Below are 17,360 nucleotides of genomic sequence, written 5' to 3'. Positions count from 1 at the left end.
CCATTTCCATCAGACTGCGTGAGGAAAAAAGACACATGCTTGAAGCCTTTTATGCCACAGAACGCGGAAGTCTGGAAGATGCCACCATCAATGGTGGATTTGATCTACATCCCGAATTAGTCTGGCTTGATCTTATTGCACCCTCACAAGAAGAGCAACAATGGGTCTTAGATGCCTATGACCAGAATTTACCAACACTCAAGTCGCTTGAAGACATTTCATCTTCTGCACGATTTTACCGTGATGATGACGGTATTTTGCATATCAGTACTTATTTTTTAACGAAAAATAAAAATTACCAAGTAGATGGTGATGCAGAAGACTCATCACACATTTTAGCAATGGTGCAAACGGTCGCTTTCATTTTACATAAAGATCGCCTATTCACGATGCGCGGAGAAAAATTAGTTGCCTTTCGCGCCTTTCGTGCACGTGCTCGTCGAAATGACTATGACATAGACTATAAAGATCCTACATGGATTTTATTAGGCCTTCTTGAAGCAAAACTCGATGAGCTTGCGGATATCTTAGAAGATATCCACAAAGATTTAGAAAAATATTCTACAGAGGTTCTTAATAACCACCAACGTGAAAAAATTCTAGATCTTGATGACATGATTACACGCCTCGCTCAACAAGAAGACATGCTAGGAAAAGCACAGCTTTGTCTTATTGATTTACGACGTGTACTTACTTTCTTATCACGCCCACGTGCTTTAGGCAGTCATATTTATGACGCAGACATTCGAGAACTGAGTGAAGATGTGCGCTCGCTGGTAGAGCATGATGCCTTCTTATTCCAAAAAGTACGATTCTTACTTGATACGACGTCCGGATTCATTAACACCGAACAGAATGACACGATTCGTCGATTCTCGATTTTACCAAGTATGTTAGCTCCACCTATGCTCATTGCCAGTATTTATGGAATGAACACAGACGTATTACCTTTTGCACATGGTACGACCAGTTTCTTTATTGTTTTGCTCATTATTATGGGCTTCTTTATTGGACCGATCATTTATTTCCGCTGGAAAAAATGGATTTAAGCTTTGTAATAAAATGCTAATTCCGAGCATAAAAAAGCACCTATATTTAGGTGCTTTTTTATATCTTAAACATCAGATCAAATGCAGATCTTCCTGCAAATGGCAAGCTTGAATGATCTTCAGCATTTTCTCGGGTACATTTTTAAAATGCAAACCAGCATTTTTTGGGGTCTCTCGTAACCATTGAACTAAAACAGCCAATGCCAAGGTACTACCATGCTCAAGCTCAGTTAAATCTACCACTAGGGGGAAGCTTTGCTGCTTCTTTATGATAGCCAAACCTGCTTGATACTGTTGTTCCGCATTTTCAAAATCAATTTTTCCCGAAACAACCAATTGTTGGTTGAGATACTGAACCACTCGTCACCTACTTATTTCTTTTTGTTTTGATTAACCGCTGCATCTGCATCAGGTTGGAAAGTTGCAATTGCTTTATTTAAATCACCGCCATTGCGTTTCACTGTTGCAGCAAACTGATTACGGAACTGTAATCCTAAATCAATACCAGAAACATTGATATTACGGATTTTCCATTGAGTACCTTTGTCAGCTAACTGGAAAGAAACAGGAATTTTTTCACCATTGTGATTAAAGTCCAATGTCACTACAGGATTTTTACCCGCAGTTGCCTTGTAAGGACGCATGGTATAGCTTTGATTTGTATATTTAGCAAATGCGCTACCGTAATTTTCAATTAATGTATTACGGAAGTTCGTTTCAAACTGAGCGCGCTGTGCAGCTGTACTATACTGATTCGTCGCATAAGTACCCATCACAATACGAGTGAACGCTTGTGAATCAACATACGGGTCTAAGTTCTGACGTACAATTGATTTTACTAAAGCAGGATTGTTCTGCAACTTAGCATGATCTGCTTTTAAACGAGCGATCAAACCATCAGCAACACGTTTAATAAAATCTGGTGGTGCTTCTGAAGGTGCAGCAAAAGCTGTACCTGCAATCATAGTAGACAAAAGACTTGCTGTCAGGGTTTGTTTAAACAACGTATTCACCTGGAACCACTCCTTCAAATAATCTTTTATTTACTCAACAAATGATGTTTGCGCACTATCACTATTAGCGCTTGCAGGAGCATCTGCTTCTGTTGAGGTTGAACCAGCAGCGACTTTGCTTGCACCACCACCAGTAATAAATTTACTAATTAAATCTTCTAAATCCATAGTTCCTTGGGTATTTGAAATCGTATCGCCACGTTTAAGATAGTTTAAACCACCACCTGGAACGACTTTCAAATATTTCTCACCCAACAAACCATTCGTTGCTACCATTATATAAGCATCTTCATCAATACTTGTGATGGAGTTCATGTTACTGGTCAGTTGCTGTTCCATTGCTTTTTGTTGCTCTGGAGAGGCCTGCGTATAATCAGAACTATAATGCAGTTCATCTAAAGCATTTTTTTGAACTTCTTTTAGTTGTTCAGCATTAAAACTCGTCAATTTTCCATCTAAACCAAAGGTTACCGTAGCCAAACGCGTAACTGGATCAAGGGTAATTGAATCAACACGACCAATTGTGACACCGCTCATCGTTACTTTAGCACGAGGCTTTAAACCATTGACGTTATCAAACTGGGCCTTCATGGTATAACTATCATTTAAGTTGGTACCAACTAGGCCACTAACTTTCATGGCTAAAAAGAACAAGGCAATACCGAAGATAATAACAAAGATACCTACGGCCAGCTCACTACTACGTGATTTCATTAAATCCCTCCGAACATGACCGCAGTCAACACGAAATCAAAACCTAAAACACATAATGAAGAATATACAACTGTTCTCGTCATTGCAGTTGCGATTCCTTCTGGAGTCGGATCACACGCATATCCTTGATATACTGCAATCCATGTGCATAACAAGGCAAATACAATACTTTTGATAATGCCATTTACGACATCATGCCCAAATTGCACGTTGTTTTGCATTCCGCTCCAGAATGAGCCTTCATCGACGCCAAGAAAATCGACACCAACCATTTTACCACCCACAATACCAATCGCAGCAAAAATGACAGTGAGCATCGGTAAACTAACCACTCCCGCCCAAAGACGTGGTGATACGATTTGTTTTAATGGGTCAACACCAATCATTTCCATGCTGGCAAGTTGTTCACTTTGCTTCATTGAACCAATTTCTGCTGTTAATGCAGAACCCGCTCGACCAGCAAATAACAAAGCAGCAACTACAGGTGCCAATTCACGCAGCAATGTTAAAGACACCATGGTGCCGAGCATTGATTCACTGCCAACGTTCACTAAAATTGAATATCCTTGTAAACCAAGTACCAAACCAATAAATAGGCCCGACACTGTAATAATTAACAAAGACATCACCCCGACCCGATGCATTTGGTAAATAAATCGTCCAAAGCCACCAGATGAAGGAAAAGAAAAAACAATTTGTAAGAGCATTAGTGCCGCAACACCAATCCCTCGAATCCGCTCAATAACGAGTCCACCTAACCAGGCAATCGTATTCATGGACGAACCTCGTTATTTAAATAGGCTTGATGACTAAATTGGTATTCAACTGGTCCTTCTGCCGAACCTGTTAAGAATTGGCGCACAAATGGAGAAGCATAATTTTGTAACTCATCAGGTGTACCCTCTCCCTGAATTTTTCCTTCTGCCACCACATAAATGTAGTCAGCAATCGACAATGTCTCTGCGACATCATGCGAAACAATAATTGTTGTTAAATCTAACGCTTCTCGCAATGAACGAATTAAACGTGTCAACACACCTTTTACAATCGGATCCTGACCAGCAAAAGGCTCATCGTACATGATTAAATCTGGATCAAGCGCGATTGCACGTGCTAAAGCAACACGACGGTTCATACCACCTGAGAGTTCTGTAGGCATTAATTGTTCAGAACCACGCAAACCTACTGATTCAAGTTTTAATGCAACCAGTTCAGCAATTAGATTTTCAGGAAGTTTGGTATGTGCTCGAATTGGAAATGCTACATTTTCATAGACGGACATATCCGTAAATAAAGCACCACTCTGGAATAACATTCCCATACGTGCACGGGCCGAAAAAAGTTCCTGACGAGACATTTTGGCAATATCTTTACCGTCGAGCAAAACTTCACCTTGATCAGGAACTAACTGTCCACCGATCAGGCGTAATAATGTTGTTTTACCTGTACCAGAAGGTCCCATAATGGCCGTAATCTGGCCTCGACGTATATTTAAACTAATATTGTCATAAATGACGCGTTCCCCTCGATTAAAACTCAAATTTTTCACTTCAATAAGTGGTTGAGCCGAGAGAGGAGTTTTATTATTCATAATGGCAATCGTTCCTGCACTTTTATGCACGCATACTATAACACTGAAAATTGGCAAACTTGTTGTTATTTTGACAAAAGCGAATCTAACTTATTTTGTAGAAATGGAAGAAGTATGCTCATAAAAAGAGGTCAATTCAGAAGCTTGGAATTGCCCAATAGAACTCCCGGTTATAAAAGCGTAGGCAAAGTAAACCCCATTACACAAAACGAGTGCAATAAAAAGATAAGGCAAACCATGTTGAGCCAAAAAGTTCTTCAATTGTGCCACCACGGTTTCTTTTCGATTACTTTTACGCATTATTTAACAAAAAATTGAACTAATTCACATTTTGTTAGTTTATAACAAAACTGAAAAATAAAAAAGGCCAGTATCTTTACTGGCCTTTTTTCAAACTAAATATTAATTAGCGGTCAAATTTACGACGTGGCGGTTTATCATCAAAACTACGACGTGGACGATCTTCACCACCGAAGCTACGTTTTGGACGATCTTCGCCACCAAACGCCGGACGCTCACCACGTGGTTTATCATCAAAGCTACGACGTGGTTTATCATTAAAGCCACCTTCGCGACGTGGACGATCTGAGTTGAACTCACGACGTGGACGATCTTCGCCACCAAATGATGGACGTTCACCACGTGGTTTGTCATCAAAACTACGACGTGGACGATCTTCACCACCAAAGCTACGTTTTGGACGATCACCAAAACCATTTTCACGACGCGGTTTGTAATCTACGCGGTTACCACGGTTGTCATCATTTGAGTCAAAACGCGGTTTATCGTTGAAACCACCTTCGCGACGCGGACGATCTGAGTTGAACTCACGACGTGGACGATCTTCAAAACCACCTTCACGACGTGGACGATCTGAATTGAACTCGCGACGTGGACGATCTTCACCACCGAATGGGCGTTCACCACGTGGTTTGTCATCAAAGCTACGACGTGGACGGTCATCACGACCACCTTCACGGCGTTTGAAGTTGCTTTCGCCTTCAAAACGACGACCACCGCCAAAACCGCCACCACGACGACCATCACGACCACCGTTGCCGCCACGACCACGACCACCGCCATCACGACCTGAACGAGCAGGAGGTGGAGATGGCTCTAAGCCTTCAATTTCAGAAACACTTAAACGTGCATCTAAATAGTCTTCAAGCGCACGGATTTTACCGCGTTCACGATAAGTCGCTAAAGTAATTGCTTGACCTGTACGACCAGCACGACCAGTACGGCCAATACGGTGTACATAGTCTTCGTGTTTCATTGGTAAACCGAAGTTAATTACGTGAGAAATTGTCGGTACATCAAGACCACGTGCAGCAACGTCTGTCGCTACCAAGATTTTTGCACGACCTTCACGAATACTACGTAAACGACGGTTACGAACTGTTTGTGGCATTGCACCGTGAAGTGCAACTACTGAGTGACCTGCTTCTGCAAGTTCTTCAGCCAACATATCTGTATCTTCTTGAGTGCTTGCGAATACAACTGCTTGATCAAGAGTTTCATCAGCCAACCAGTGAGTCAGAAGTTTCTTCTTATGCTCGAAACCATCTGTCCAGTGTAAAGTTTGGGTGATGTCAGTGTTTGTACTGTGACCTGTTTCAATTGCAATACGCTCAGGTTCATTCATCATGCGCTCAGCAAGACGAATAATACGGTCAGCGAAAGTTGCAGAGAACATTAATGTTTGACGACGGTTACCAGCTAAATCGCTGATCGCTTCTAAATCTTCAGAGAAGCCGAGGTCTAACATACGGTCAGCTTCGTCAACGATTAAAGCTTCAACTTTATCTAACTTTAATTGACGACGGTTTACTAAATCTAATAAACGACCAGGAGTCGCAACAATAACTTGCGCGCCTTTAAGCTGTTGGATTTGCTTACCAAAAGGCATACCACCCATGATTGCAGCAATACGAACACCTTTCATGTGACGTACAAAAGCAATCGCATCTTGGCTAACTTGTTGAGCCAATTCACGTGTTGGGCATAAAACTAAAATATTAGGTTGGGTCACAGCTTTCATACGTTCTTTGAACGGAACAAAAGTTTCTTGACCAGCTAAATTATGTAATGTCGGTAATAAGAATGCCGCAGTTTTACCAGAACCAGTCTGGCTAGATACTAGAAGGTCTTTTCCTTCTAAAGCTGCAGGAATAGATTGTTCTTGCACAGGAGTCGGGGTCGTAAAACCTAAACCTTCAAGCGCTTGTTGTAAGGTTTCATGCAAAGAAAATTCGGCAAAAGTTTTGCTCATAGAGAGTTTCACCCTAGTGGGTGCTCCATTTTTAATAAATACAAAATAGACATCGGCACAAAGCGGCAAAGCAAAGTTAGCTGAAACGTTTTTTCAGCAGCAATCCGAGTAACGACGATGTGGACTAAACGCACGCTTGATTACGGCCGAACCTGAAGAATCGCTGAGCGATCGGGGCGCAAGAAATGGTCCTCTCTATGGACAGCGTGCGCTTACAATGAATAGAACAGAATGTTCAGGTAATGAACGGAAATTTAAGTGCGTGGGCGGATTATAGCAGAAAGAAATTAAAAGTCATATGTTTTAATCAACTTTCTTCATATTTATTGAACTAACTGAAATTTACCAATCACTTAAAAAATAAAACCCTCTGATAAAAGAGGGTTTTATTTATTTATAAATAATTAAATTATTTTGCAGCTTGACCCCAAGCTGGAACTACAGTTTGCATTAAAGGTTTTAATATTTTAAGTGAACTTGCAAGCACTTGACCATTTTCAAGAGACTCATTACCACCGCGTGCGTCAACCACTACACCGCCTGCTTCTTTAATAATAAGCTCACCAGCAGCGATATCCCATGGTTTTAAACCAAGCTCAAAGAAGCCATCAAAACGACCAGCAGCAACATATGCTAAATCTAGGGCAGCTGAACCACCACGACGAATTTGTGCGCCAGCTTGAGTAACCGCCAATAATGAAGCAAAGTGTTGTTCTGCATAAGATACAATCTCACCAGCACGTTTAGCGCGGTAAGGATGGCCTACTGCCAAGAATGTATTTTCTAAACTATCTTTTACATTTACACGAATACGGCGTTGGTTCATCACCGCACCGCGACCGCGACTTGCAGAGAATAATTCGTCACGTACTGGGTCATAGATTACGCCGTGCTGAGTAACGCCTTTATGCTGAACTGCAATAGAAATACAGAAATGAGGGAAACCATTAATAAAGTTTTGCGTGCCATCAAGTGGGTCGATTACCCAGCACCAGTCTGCATCATGGCCTTTGCCTTCTTGCAAACCGAACTCTTCACCTAAGAAGCTATGGTTTTTATAACTTTTACGTAATGTATCAATCGTCAACTGTTCCAAATAACGATCTACACGTGTTACCGGGCCATCAATGCCTTTCTCTTCAACTTGCAAATCGAGTTTATGACGATTTTGATGCGCTTTTAAAAGCTCTTGACCAACTGTTTGAGCCGCACGCGCAGCCATAACCACCATAGGTTCCATTGAACACCCACTACAATACAAATTTGAAGATTTTGACAAAGAATAATGCATAAAAGCGCATACATTTTAGCAAATGAATGCGCTTTAGGGGAAAAAATGTTTCAAAAATTTTATAAAGGCTTAAACCACCTGATTTAGCTTAAGCCAAGCTCGCTCAATTGAGTTCAAAATACCTTTAGCATCTAACCCACAATCTTGTAGCATTTGACCATGTGAAGCTTGCTGCAAGAATAAATCTGGCAGACCTAAATTAATGATAGGTTTCACAATTTGCTCTTTTGCCATGAACTCATTTACTGCACTGCCTGCACCACCCATAATCGCGTGTTCTTCAACAGTTACAAATAATTGTGTATGTTCAGCCAAATCACGAATAATTTTTTCATCAAGTGGTTTCACAAAACGCATATTTACAACACGCACACCAACATCATGTTTTTGTGCAAACTGCTCAGCAGCTTCTATGGCAACCATAACGCGACTACCAAATGCCAAAATCGTAATCTGCTCATCACAACTAGATTTAATTTCAGCAACGATTTCTGCCTTACCTAATTCAATAGCAGTTAACTCTTGCTGAATTTCAACACCTATCCCTGCACCACGTGGGTAACGTACTGCCGCTGGTCCATTATAGACATAAGCAGTATGTAGCATTTGGCGGCATTCATTTTCATCTTTTGGTGCCATGATCACTATGTTCGGGACCGTACGCATGTATGCATAATCATATGCACCAGCATGAGTTGGACCATCTTCACCAACCAAGCCTGCGCGGTCAATTCCGAAAGTTACATCAAGGTTTTGTAATGCAACATCATGAATAAGTTGGTCGTAACCACGCTGCAAGAATGTTGAATAGATTGCAACAACAGGTTTTAACCCTTCACATGCCATTCCCGCTGCTAGTGTTACTGCATGCTGTTCAGCGATTGCAACATCAAAGAAGCGCTTTGGAAATTCTTTAGCAAACTTAACCATGCCCGAGCCTTCGCACATGGCAGGAGTAATCGCTAATAAACGTTCATCTTGTGCAGCTTCGTCACACAACCATTGACCAAATACATCTGAATATTTGGGTGGCGTTTTACCTGCTGAAGTTGCATTAATTTTGCCAATTGCATGATAGGTAATTGGGTCAGCTTCTGCCGGAGTAAAGCCTTTACCTTTTTTGGTATAGACATGGACTAAGCGTGGACCTTTACGTTTTTTCAATGCATTAAATACTTGAACGAGTTGATTTACGTCATGTCCATCAAAAGGACCGAAGTAATCGAAACCAATCGCTTTAAATAAATTATCGGCCGCATCTGTTGCCGATTGATGTAAACGAGAGTTGTACGTCCATTTCGGATGTGGCTGTACATACGCCTCGCCATGTTCATCGACATTAACTAAATGGCCTTTTTCCCAAATTGCAGCTAAATGCTTAGCAAAACCACCGGTACTGCAAGAAATTGACATGTCATTGTCATTAAGCACAACAATTAAATCAGCGTCATGTGCAACAGCATCGTTCATGGCTTCAAATGCCATACCGGCTGTCATTGCACCATCACCAACAATACACACCACATCACATGGGTCGTTTTGATAGCGACGTGCTAAAGACATTCCTAAACCTGCTGAAATTGCAGTTGATGAATGCCCTACACCAAAAGTATCAAAAACTGATTCTTCTCTAGCTGGAAATGCTGCTAAACCGTTTTTAGCACGGATTGTTGTCATTTGCTCACGGCGACCAGTCAAGACTTTATGTGGATACGCCTGATGTCCTACATCCCAAACTAATCGGTCATTTGGAGTATTAAAGCAATAATGCAGCGCAACCGTCAGCTCAACCACGCCGAGGTTAGCACCGAAATGGCCACCACTCTGGCCTGCTGCATATAAAATATATTGACGCAACTCATCAGCCACTTGAACCAATTGGCTATGCTCGAGCTGACGTAATTGTTGAGGATGATCAATTGCATCTAACAATGGCGTAACAGGGCGTTGAGTTGGAATTTCGGTATACAACATATGTGGCAAAGCCTTTATAAGCCTGGCAAATCCTAAGCTGGGTCAAAATGGGTCGATCATACAATCGAATGAAGTCACCTTCAATCAGCCACATTTGCGAACGAGGTCATGCAAAGCAGTCTCTCATACAGTATGGGTATGGTTGGCAGATTATCCTGAATAATCTGACTATTTATCAACTATTATCGTCTTCTTTATACAAAAAAGAAAACCTTAGTGCTCAAAATGATTATGACAATTCGACCAATCTCCCAGCATTACGCTATACTTTAAACCGTTTTCGGTTAAAAGATGAGTTAATCTGTGCCTATAGAGTTCATTGCAACATCAAAACTCCCGACCGCTTTTGGTGAATTCAATATTTCTGTGTTTCAAGATCCAGTATCAGGTGAAGAACATGTGGCACTTTCTAAAGGGTTAGAAAATCCACCCACAGGCCCTGTTTTAGTCCGTGTTCACTCAGAATGCTTAACAGGGGATGCTTTCGCGTCATTAAAATGTGACTGCGGCCCTCAATTACAGGCAACTCAAAAGCTCATTAACGAAGCAGGTCAAGGCGTTATTTTATATTTACGCCAAGAAGGCCGTGGTATTGGGCTTACGAATAAAATTCGTGCGTATGCCTTACAAGATCAAGGTCATGACACGGTAGATGCAAATTTACTTTTAAATTTGCCAGCTGATGCGCGCCGTTATGACATGTGTAGCATTATGCTCGATCACTTAAAAGTAAAAGAAGTTAAGTTAATTACTAACAATCCTTTGAAAATTCAGGCACTCAAGGATCAAGGTATTAATGTGGTTGGTCGTGTTCCGTTAACGGTTGGACGTAATCCTTTTAATGAACAATATTTAAAAACTAAACGTGAACGCATGGATCACCTTTATCAAAAAGATGATTTCTAAAACAAAATTATAAATTTAAAAATAATTGGAAGGGATTTTTAAGACATTTCTTAAAAATCCCTTACTTTTTTTATGGTTTTGTGTTTTGATGTATCTATCTCCTATCTCAATCATCTTTGAGGGTCACTATGCAACATCCGACTTCAACAGATATTCAACGTGTCCGCGAATTTCTCCTCGATTTACAAGCTCGTATCTGTGTTGGTTTAGAACAACAAGAAAAAGCTGGCGGTGGTACGAGTGAATTTATTATTGATGATTGGGAACGTCCAGAAGGTGGTGGCGGTCGTTCACGAGTTTTACAAAATGGCACCGTGATTGAAAAAGGTGGTGTGATGTTTTCTCACATCAACATTAGTAAACTGCCCGCCTCTGCTACAGAAAGACACCCTCAAATTGCTGGTGCTAAAGCTCAAGCGCTTGGTGTGTCATTAGTCATTCACCCCAAAAATCCGAATATTCCGACTTCTCATGCTAATGTACGTTTATTCGTTGCAGAACGTGAAGGCCAAGATCCGATTTGGTGGTTTGGTGGTGGTTTTGACTTAACGCCATTCTATCCAGATGAACAGGATGTTATCGATTGGCATCAAGCCGCACATGATCTATGCCAGCCTTTTGGCGACAATGTCTACGCTGAACATAAAAAATGGTGTGATGATTACTTCTATTTAAAACATCGAGATGAACAGCGTGGCGTTGGAGGTTTATTCTTTGATGATTTAAATTGCTGGGATTTCGAAACCTGCTTTAAATATATTCAAGCTGTAGGTAATGGTTATTTAAATGCCATTCTGCCAATTTTTGAAAAACATCGTGAAAAGCCTTATACCGAAGCTCAACGAGAGTTCCAGCTTTACCGTCGTGGTCGCTATGTCGAATATAATTTAGTCTATGACCGCGGAACATTGTTTGGGTTACAAACAGGTGGACGTATTGAGTCTATTTTAGTCAGCCTGCCTAATCTTGCAGCTTGGTCATATCGTCCAGAATGGGATGAAGACTCACGAGAGAAACGTTTAACTGACTATTACCTGAAACCTCGTGACTGGTTAAATCTAAAAGAAAAAGTCGCTTAATTTTTTGCTTTTTTGGAGATTCTTTGGCTTCCACCCTAGAGAATCTCCTTTTTTATTTTCAATTTTCCGAACCTCATTCAAATATTTTTTCTTATTCAAATTTGGCTTATAGTGAGGCCTGCTGAATATTCAGTACAGACTTTATCTGCCTCATGCCATTTTAAAATTTTGGATATAAGAATGACCAAACAGTTTGCAGTAATTGGCAACCCAATCGAACAATCACGCTCTCCTGAGTTGCATCATGCTTTCGCTCAAAAAACAGGTGTTGACCTAGACTATCAAAAACGTTTCGCGCCTCTTGATGGTTTTGAACCGAGTATGCGTAGTTTCTTTAAAAATGGTGGAAGTGGTATGAACGTTACCGTACCGTTTAAAGAACAGGCATTTGCTTTGTGTGATGTGCTGACTGAACGTGCTCAAATTGCTAAAGCTGTAAATACACTATGGATGGAAAATGGCAAATTGCATGGTGACAATACAGATGGCCAAGGCTTAGTTGCAGCCATTCAAGCTTTGGATTGGAAGCTAGAAAATACAACCATTTTAATTTTAGGGGCTGGTGGTGCAACGCGTGGTGTTATTTATCCGCTTGTGCAGGCTGGCGCTAAAAAGATTGTGATTGCAAACCGAACTCTTACTCGTGCAGAGCAACTCGTAGATGATTTAAAAGCAGCAGTTCCGCAAGCCCAATTACAAGCAATTTCTCTAAATGAGCTAGAAGGGAAATTTGATATTGTAATTAATGCAACTTCTGCAAGCTTGTCTGGTGATGCATTACAACTACCAGAAAATTTAGAGTTCAAATATGCCTATGAGATGGCTTATGGCAAGCCATCTAGCTTCCTTGATCAAGCCAAACAGCGCAATGTACCTTATGCGGAAGGTTTTGGCATGCTAGTTGGTCAAGCCATTGAAGCCTTCTATATCTGGAATGGCGTAAAACCAGAATTAAAAGATTTTCTATAAATCAAAAAAAGAACCTACATATGTAGGTTCTTTTTTTATCTCAGCTATTATTTTTTAGCTGTAACCATCTGCTTATAAACATCTCGGAAAATCTCATAATCAATAAATTCATTATGTTCAGGTTTTAAATTCTGAATTGTTTTTTCCGTAAGTTGCTGTTTGCGAGCAGCGACATAAACTTTCCCTAAAATATCAGCCGTTTCAGACAACAAGTGTTTTTCTTCATCAGAAGTACCATTTTGTTTTTCAAACTCTAATTGATACTGTTTTGAGAAAAGCTGCTCAGGTTGCTTATATTGCTTCTGTAGTTTTTGCCATGCTTCACGTCCAGCTTCACCTTGTATTGTTGTGATCACAATATGGTCCACAGCTCGACCTAAGTCATTATCAAATTGATCTTCTTGTTCAAGGTGATGTTTTTTCTGCAATGCTTCAATACGTTCTAAAGCTTTACCTTGAGGATTATAAGTTTCCTCTTCAGAGAACCAGTAAGCGTAAACCTCGGCAATTTCTTGCAACTGTTGAACTGAATAATAGTTAATATATGACGGTTTTTCGGCAGTCAATTTTGCAATAAACACAGCCTTATACGTTTTTTCATAAGCATGCGTTGCATCATAAGTTTGGTTCGCCAACAGCGCCAGACTCGAATCTAAATCTTGTACATCGCTATGTGCGCCAACTGGATGCTCAGAAACATCACTCTGCCCAAGTTTTTCACTAAATCCTTTTACGAAGTTTTCAAATAAAGAACCTTTGCTTGCCTCTGCAACTGATTTAGCTTGTTTAAGTTGCTGCTGATTAATTGGGGTCGCTTTACCATAATTGAGAATTTGCATGTCTGCTTTAATATTAAAGCGATGGTTAAATTCAGCTGGTGTATATGCAATATCGTAATCTGCGTTGACTAAACGCCCTTTTTCATCCAGTCCAACATCAATCGTAACTGGATTTCTTTGTTTTGGTAAAGCTTGTTCAATTTCTGCCTTATGCTTGATCCATAGAGCTTTGAATGCCTCATCATCAATAAACCGGTTTTGATCATAAGCAGCAAAAGTTTGTTTCAACGCAGCTTGACGAGCTTTAATCTGAGTTTTTTCGGTATTTACAGCGCTCTGATCAAGCACATCAATACCGTAAATTTGACAGTAATTAATATCGCCTAAGGCAACTGGACTTTTTTGAGACTGTAATTCAACACACTGATCTTGTGTAAGTGAAGCCACTTCTTCATCCAGTGCAACTTCTTCATCCTGTGCAACTTGTTCAGCATCTGCTACAGCAACATCTTCGGCTTGAGCCGTATCGGAAGCTTCCTCTTCGGCTGCCACATCTTGAGCTGCACTTTCTTGGCTTTCATCACCATATTCAGAATCTAAAGCATTGCCGAAATGAGCATTAATCAGTGAATAAAGTTGCTGACTAACAGCTGCCGCATCTTCAGAAGAAAATTTCTGCTCCTCAGCACTCCCTGCTTTTTTCTTCGCTTCGGAAGCAGCTAATTCAGTTGCTATAGATTCGGCAATCTTTTCTTCATCAAATCCTAAAACATTTTTTTGCAAATATTTTTCATTTACCTGCCCATAGAGCTCCGATTGTAGTAATAACGCTTCAACCGTATCTTTTAAACGAATTTTCTCTACAATCCCAGCTTTACGCTCAGCGTCACTAACCGATAAACGTTGTAAATTTTGTGGTTCAGCCAAACGATATGACACTGCACCAGAAGCTTTCGCATATTCAACGAATTTCTTCATATCGACATTCGTAAACAGATTTTTATATTTTGAAAAATCGACATACGCCAAGTTATTTTGATTATCTTTATTAACCAGATAAGGCATTAATCCGAAATAATTAACGTAAAATTTATAATCCTTCAAATCAAGCATCATTGGCAATTTTGCCTGTACCAAAAGCGTCGGTTTTTCATATCTTGCCGTGAGATTTAAAGACCCCATTTTTTGACGATAATGAACCGAACCGTCGTAACTAAACTGAAGATCATTTAATAAATTAATTAATACGGCATTTACTTTTTCTGAACGTGATTCACCAGAAATGCCCGAATCCGCTTGCTCATTTGCAATTGCGGCATAAAGCGCCTGCTTCTGTTTTTTATTCAAATTAATTTTTTGTTCACGTAAATATTGATCTACTTTTTTTTGCACTGCAGCATCTAGCTGCACTGTTTTTTCTACATTATTTATTTTTTTTGACTGACTTGGATCAACATTAACTTTAAAATGTCCACGATAGTCATAGCTTGGGTATTCATACATTGCATTCATACCCTGAATGACTTTTTGATCTAAATTAGCAGATGCCACTGATGGACGTAGGCTATGCTGCGCACATGCGGTCAAACCCAAACTAAATAAACATAAACTGAGATATTTTAGATGCATAACCTTTTTTAAAACCTTATCGCTTTATCTTTTTAACAAAACTTGCTAAAAATAAGAAAATTAGTTGTTTTTTCACATAAAAGTATAAGTCCTGAATGTAGCAGAAAATGTACTTTCAGGTGTATTTATTTTCGACAAAATTCGCTTTTCTGACATTTCTTTCGGGTGCGATTAACATTGTATTTTTATCATGCGAGTGAATAATCAAATCATCGATTCAGATAATCCCACAATGATTCAAAATTAGGATTAAAGCCATGCCAGCATATAAAGCCCCGCTACACGATATTCGCTTCTTAATGAATGAAGTATTAGATTACCCTGCTCACTATAAAACTTTATCAAATGGTGAAAGTGCAGATCCAGATACAGTTGATATGATTCTTGAAGGTGCGGCAGATTATTGTGAAAACGTATTGTCGCCACTTAACCAATCTGGTGATGAAGAAGGTTGCCATTTTGACAACGGCGAAGTAACTACTCCTAAAGGCTTTAAAGAAGCTTATGACCAATTCGTAATGGGCGGTTGGCAAGGTCTTTCTTACCCAGAAGAATTTGGTGGTCAAGGCCTTCCAATGTCTTTAAATCTGATTAAATCAGAGATGATGGGTACTGCAAACTGGTCATTTACCATGTACCCTGGTTTAAGTTCTGGTTGTATGAACACTATTTTGCAATTCGGTACTGATGAGCAAAAACAAACATATATGCCTAAGCTTGTTGAAGGTACGTGGAGCGGCACAATGTGCTTAACCGAACCTCAATGTGGTACAGACTTAGGACAGGTAAAAACTAAAGCTGAACCTCAAGCAGATGGTAGTTACAAAATCACTGGTACGAAAATCTTCATTTCTGCTGGTGAACATGATTTAACCGAAAATATTATTCACATCGTACTTGCACGCCTTCCAGATGCACCTGCTGGTACTCGCGGTATCTCATTATTCATCGTACCAAAATTCATGCCTACAGCTGATGGCGGTGTTGGTGAACGTAATACGGTAACTTGTGGTTCAATCGAACACAAAATGGGTATTCGTGCGTCTGCAACAGCTGTACTCAACTTTGATAATGCAACAGGTTATCTAATTGGTGAAGTAAACAAAGGCTTACATGCAATGTTTACCTTCATGAACACAGCACGTATTGGTACTGCGGTTCAAGGTATTGCACACGCTGAGTTATCTTTCCAAGGCGCATTACCATATGCCAAAGATCGTATGTCAATGCGTGCGCTTTCTGGTAAAAAAGATCCAGACAAAGTTGCTGATGCAATCATTCACCATGCAGACGTACGTCGTATGCTATTAACTCAAAAAGCAATCGCTGAAGGCGGTCGTGCAATGATTTACTACGCTGCGCAAATCGCTGACAAAATGACAGATGCGTTAACACGTGGCGATCAAGCTGCTTTTGAAGACTACGATGATAAACTTGGTTTCTATACACCAATTTTGAAAGGTTTCTTAACTGAACTTGGTTTAGAAGCTGCTAACCACGGTATGCAAGTTTACGGCGGCCATGGCTACATTAAAGAATGGGGTATGGAGCAAATCGCCCGTGATGCCCGTATTGCGACCTTGTATGAAGGAACAACTGGTGTTCAAGCACTCGACTTGATTGGTCGTAAAGTGTTGTTAAGTTCAAAAGGTAAAGTAGTTCGTGAATACACTGCTGAAATCTTAAAATTCTGTGCTACACATGCCCGTAATAAGTATTTACGTCGTTTCGCTTGGGACTTAACTAAGCTTTGTGCTCAGTGGAATACTTTAACCGTCCGTATTATGCTTGCTGCACGTAAAGACCGTGACATCGTATCTTCTGCTTCTGTAGATTTCTTGATGTTCTCAGGCTACGTCATGATGGCTTATTTCTGGGCTCAACAAGCTGTGGTTGCTTCTGAAAAATTAGAAGCAGGTAATGGCCAAGAAACTGCTGAATTCTATAAAGCAAAAATCAAAGTTGCTGATTTCTACTTTGACCGTTTATTGCCACGTGCTCAAGGTCATGCAGAATCAATGGTGACGACATCTCGCACACTAACATCATTACCAGTTGAACACTTTAGCTTCGACTACTAATGATTTTTAAGTA

General features: G+C 40.2%; 15 protein-coding genes. 5 read left to right on the top strand and 10 right to left on the bottom strand.

The genetic code is table 11. The annotated features are described in order from the left end of the window. The first annotated feature begins 35 nt into the window (after positions 1-35). Positions 36-1,049, top strand: coding sequence for a magnesium and cobalt transport protein CorA (locus tag HUN22_RS01325; RefSeq protein WP_174726230.1), 1,014 nt, complete (start codon positions 36-38; stop codon positions 1,047-1,049). Between the two features lie 72 nt (positions 1,050-1,121). On the opposite strand, the gene HUN22_RS01320 is transcribed toward HUN22_RS01325, so the two are convergent. From HUN22_RS01320 to dxs, 9 genes are all read right to left on the bottom strand, one after another. Next, on the bottom strand, positions 1,122-1,409 hold the full coding sequence (locus tag HUN22_RS01320) for an STAS domain-containing protein (protein ID WP_031949442.1): 288 nt from the start codon (positions 1,407-1,409) through the stop codon (positions 1,122-1,124). Between the two features lie 11 nt (positions 1,410-1,420). After that, the gene (locus HUN22_RS01315; protein ID WP_002116826.1) at positions 1,421-2,062 is read right to left on the bottom strand and encodes an MlaC/ttg2D family ABC transporter substrate-binding protein; all 642 of its coding nucleotides are present in this window, start codon (positions 2,060-2,062) and stop codon (positions 1,421-1,423) included. A 30-nt stretch (positions 2,063-2,092) separates the two neighbouring features. Next, positions 2,093-2,776: an outer membrane lipid asymmetry maintenance protein MlaD gene (mlaD, locus tag HUN22_RS01310; protein WP_174726229.1), complete on the bottom strand. Its 684-nt coding sequence runs from the start codon at positions 2,774-2,776 to the stop codon at positions 2,093-2,095. Then, entirely contained in the window at positions 2,776-3,552 is a 777-nt protein-coding gene (gene mlaE, locus HUN22_RS01305) for a lipid asymmetry maintenance ABC transporter permease subunit MlaE (RefSeq protein WP_174726228.1), read from the bottom strand. Before mlaE ends, mlaD begins: the two co-directional genes overlap by 1 nt. Then, positions 3,549-4,367 carry an ABC transporter ATP-binding protein gene (locus tag HUN22_RS01300; RefSeq protein WP_087089509.1) on the bottom strand — a complete coding sequence of 273 codons (819 nt, stop codon included), beginning with the start codon at positions 4,365-4,367 and terminating at the stop codon, positions 3,549-3,551. The genes mlaE and HUN22_RS01300 overlap by 4 nt, the downstream gene beginning before the upstream one ends. Positions 4,368-4,457: 90 nt before the next feature. Beyond that, complete coding sequence (locus HUN22_RS01295; RefSeq protein WP_174726227.1) at positions 4,458-4,667, bottom strand: hypothetical protein; 210 nt, start codon at positions 4,665-4,667, stop codon at positions 4,458-4,460. Between the two features lie 106 nt (positions 4,668-4,773). After that, entirely contained in the window at positions 4,774-6,639 is a 1,866-nt protein-coding gene (locus HUN22_RS01290) for a DEAD/DEAH box helicase (protein ID WP_174726226.1), read from the bottom strand. A gap of 409 nt (positions 6,640-7,048) precedes the next feature. Beyond that, on the bottom strand, positions 7,049-7,879 hold the full coding sequence (locus tag HUN22_RS01285) for an inositol monophosphatase family protein (protein ID WP_174726225.1): 831 nt from the start codon (positions 7,877-7,879) through the stop codon (positions 7,049-7,051). A 120-nt stretch (positions 7,880-7,999) separates the two neighbouring features. After that, the gene (gene dxs, locus HUN22_RS01280) at positions 8,000-9,904 is read right to left on the bottom strand and encodes a 1-deoxy-D-xylulose-5-phosphate synthase (RefSeq protein WP_174726224.1); all 1,905 of its coding nucleotides are present in this window, start codon (positions 9,902-9,904) and stop codon (positions 8,000-8,002) included. A gap of 303 nt (positions 9,905-10,207) precedes the next feature. On the opposite strand from dxs, the gene ribA reads away from it, so the two are divergent. The 3 genes from ribA (at position 10,208) to aroE (ending at position 12,858) form a co-directional block, all read left to right on the top strand. Then, positions 10,208-10,810: a GTP cyclohydrolase II gene (ribA, locus tag HUN22_RS01275; RefSeq protein WP_002116908.1), complete on the top strand. Its 603-nt coding sequence runs from the start codon at positions 10,208-10,210 to the stop codon at positions 10,808-10,810. Positions 10,811-10,938: 128 nt separating this feature from the next. After that, positions 10,939-11,889 carry an oxygen-dependent coproporphyrinogen oxidase gene (hemF, locus tag HUN22_RS01270; protein ID WP_174726223.1) on the top strand — a complete coding sequence of 317 codons (951 nt, stop codon included), beginning with the start codon at positions 10,939-10,941 and terminating at the stop codon, positions 11,887-11,889. Between the two features lie 180 nt (positions 11,890-12,069). Continuing rightward, positions 12,070-12,858, top strand: a complete 789-nt coding sequence (aroE, locus tag HUN22_RS01265) for a shikimate dehydrogenase (protein ID WP_174726222.1) — start codon at positions 12,070-12,072, stop codon at positions 12,856-12,858. Positions 12,859-12,905: 47 nt separating this feature from the next. Here aroE and HUN22_RS01260 read toward each other — a convergent pair whose 3' ends face one another. Continuing rightward, positions 12,906-15,266 carry a hypothetical protein gene (locus tag HUN22_RS01260; protein ID WP_174726221.1) on the bottom strand — a complete coding sequence of 787 codons (2,361 nt, stop codon included), beginning with the start codon at positions 15,264-15,266 and terminating at the stop codon, positions 12,906-12,908. 257 nt (positions 15,267-15,523) lie between these two features. Here HUN22_RS01260 and HUN22_RS01255 point away from each other — a divergent pair, with 257 nt between their 5' ends. Further along, the gene (locus tag HUN22_RS01255) at positions 15,524-17,347 is read left to right on the top strand and encodes an acyl-CoA dehydrogenase C-terminal domain-containing protein (protein WP_174726220.1); all 1,824 of its coding nucleotides are present in this window, start codon (positions 15,524-15,526) and stop codon (positions 17,345-17,347) included. The last annotated feature ends 13 nt before the right edge of the window (positions 17,348-17,360 follow it).

This window comes from Acinetobacter lactucae (assembly GCF_013344765.1).
GTDB lineage: Bacteria > Pseudomonadota > Gammaproteobacteria > Pseudomonadales > Moraxellaceae > Acinetobacter > Acinetobacter lactucae_A.
This window is presented reverse-complemented; position numbering and strand designations above follow the sequence as displayed.

What these genes read in the sequence shown, in the direction of transcription:
- hemF (WP_174726223.1), top strand. Translation starts at nt 10,939, where the DNA reads ATGCAACATCCGACTTCAACAGATATTCAACGTGTCCGCGAATTTCTC.
- HUN22_RS01325 (WP_174726230.1), top strand. Translation starts at nt 36, where the DNA reads ATGCTTGAAGCCTTTTATGCCACAGAACGCGGAAGTCTGGAAGATGCC.
- mlaE (WP_174726228.1), bottom strand. Translation starts at nt 3,552, where the DNA reads ATGAATACGATTGCCTGGTTAGGTGGACTCGTTATTGAGCGGATTCGA.
- dxs (WP_174726224.1), bottom strand. Translation starts at nt 9,904, where the DNA reads ATGTTGTATACCGAAATTCCAACTCAACGCCCTGTTACGCCATTGTTA.
- HUN22_RS01300 (WP_087089509.1), bottom strand. Translation starts at nt 4,367, where the DNA reads ATGAATAATAAAACTCCTCTCTCGGCTCAACCACTTATTGAAGTGAAA.
- HUN22_RS01295 (WP_174726227.1), bottom strand. Translation starts at nt 4,667, where the DNA reads ATGCGTAAAAGTAATCGAAAAGAAACCGTGGTGGCACAATTGAAGAAC.
- mlaD (WP_174726229.1), bottom strand. Translation starts at nt 2,776, where the DNA reads ATGAAATCACGTAGTAGTGAGCTGGCCGTAGGTATCTTTGTTATTATC.
- HUN22_RS01260 (WP_174726221.1), bottom strand. Translation starts at nt 15,266, where the DNA reads ATGCATCTAAAATATCTCAGTTTATGTTTATTTAGTTTGGGTTTGACC.
- HUN22_RS01290 (WP_174726226.1), bottom strand. Translation starts at nt 6,639, where the DNA reads ATGAGCAAAACTTTTGCCGAATTTTCTTTGCATGAAACCTTACAACAA.
- HUN22_RS01255 (WP_174726220.1), top strand. Translation starts at nt 15,524, where the DNA reads ATGCCAGCATATAAAGCCCCGCTACACGATATTCGCTTCTTAATGAAT.
- aroE (WP_174726222.1), top strand. Translation starts at nt 12,070, where the DNA reads ATGACCAAACAGTTTGCAGTAATTGGCAACCCAATCGAACAATCACGC.
- HUN22_RS01285 (WP_174726225.1), bottom strand. Translation starts at nt 7,879, where the DNA reads ATGGAACCTATGGTGGTTATGGCTGCGCGTGCGGCTCAAACAGTTGGT.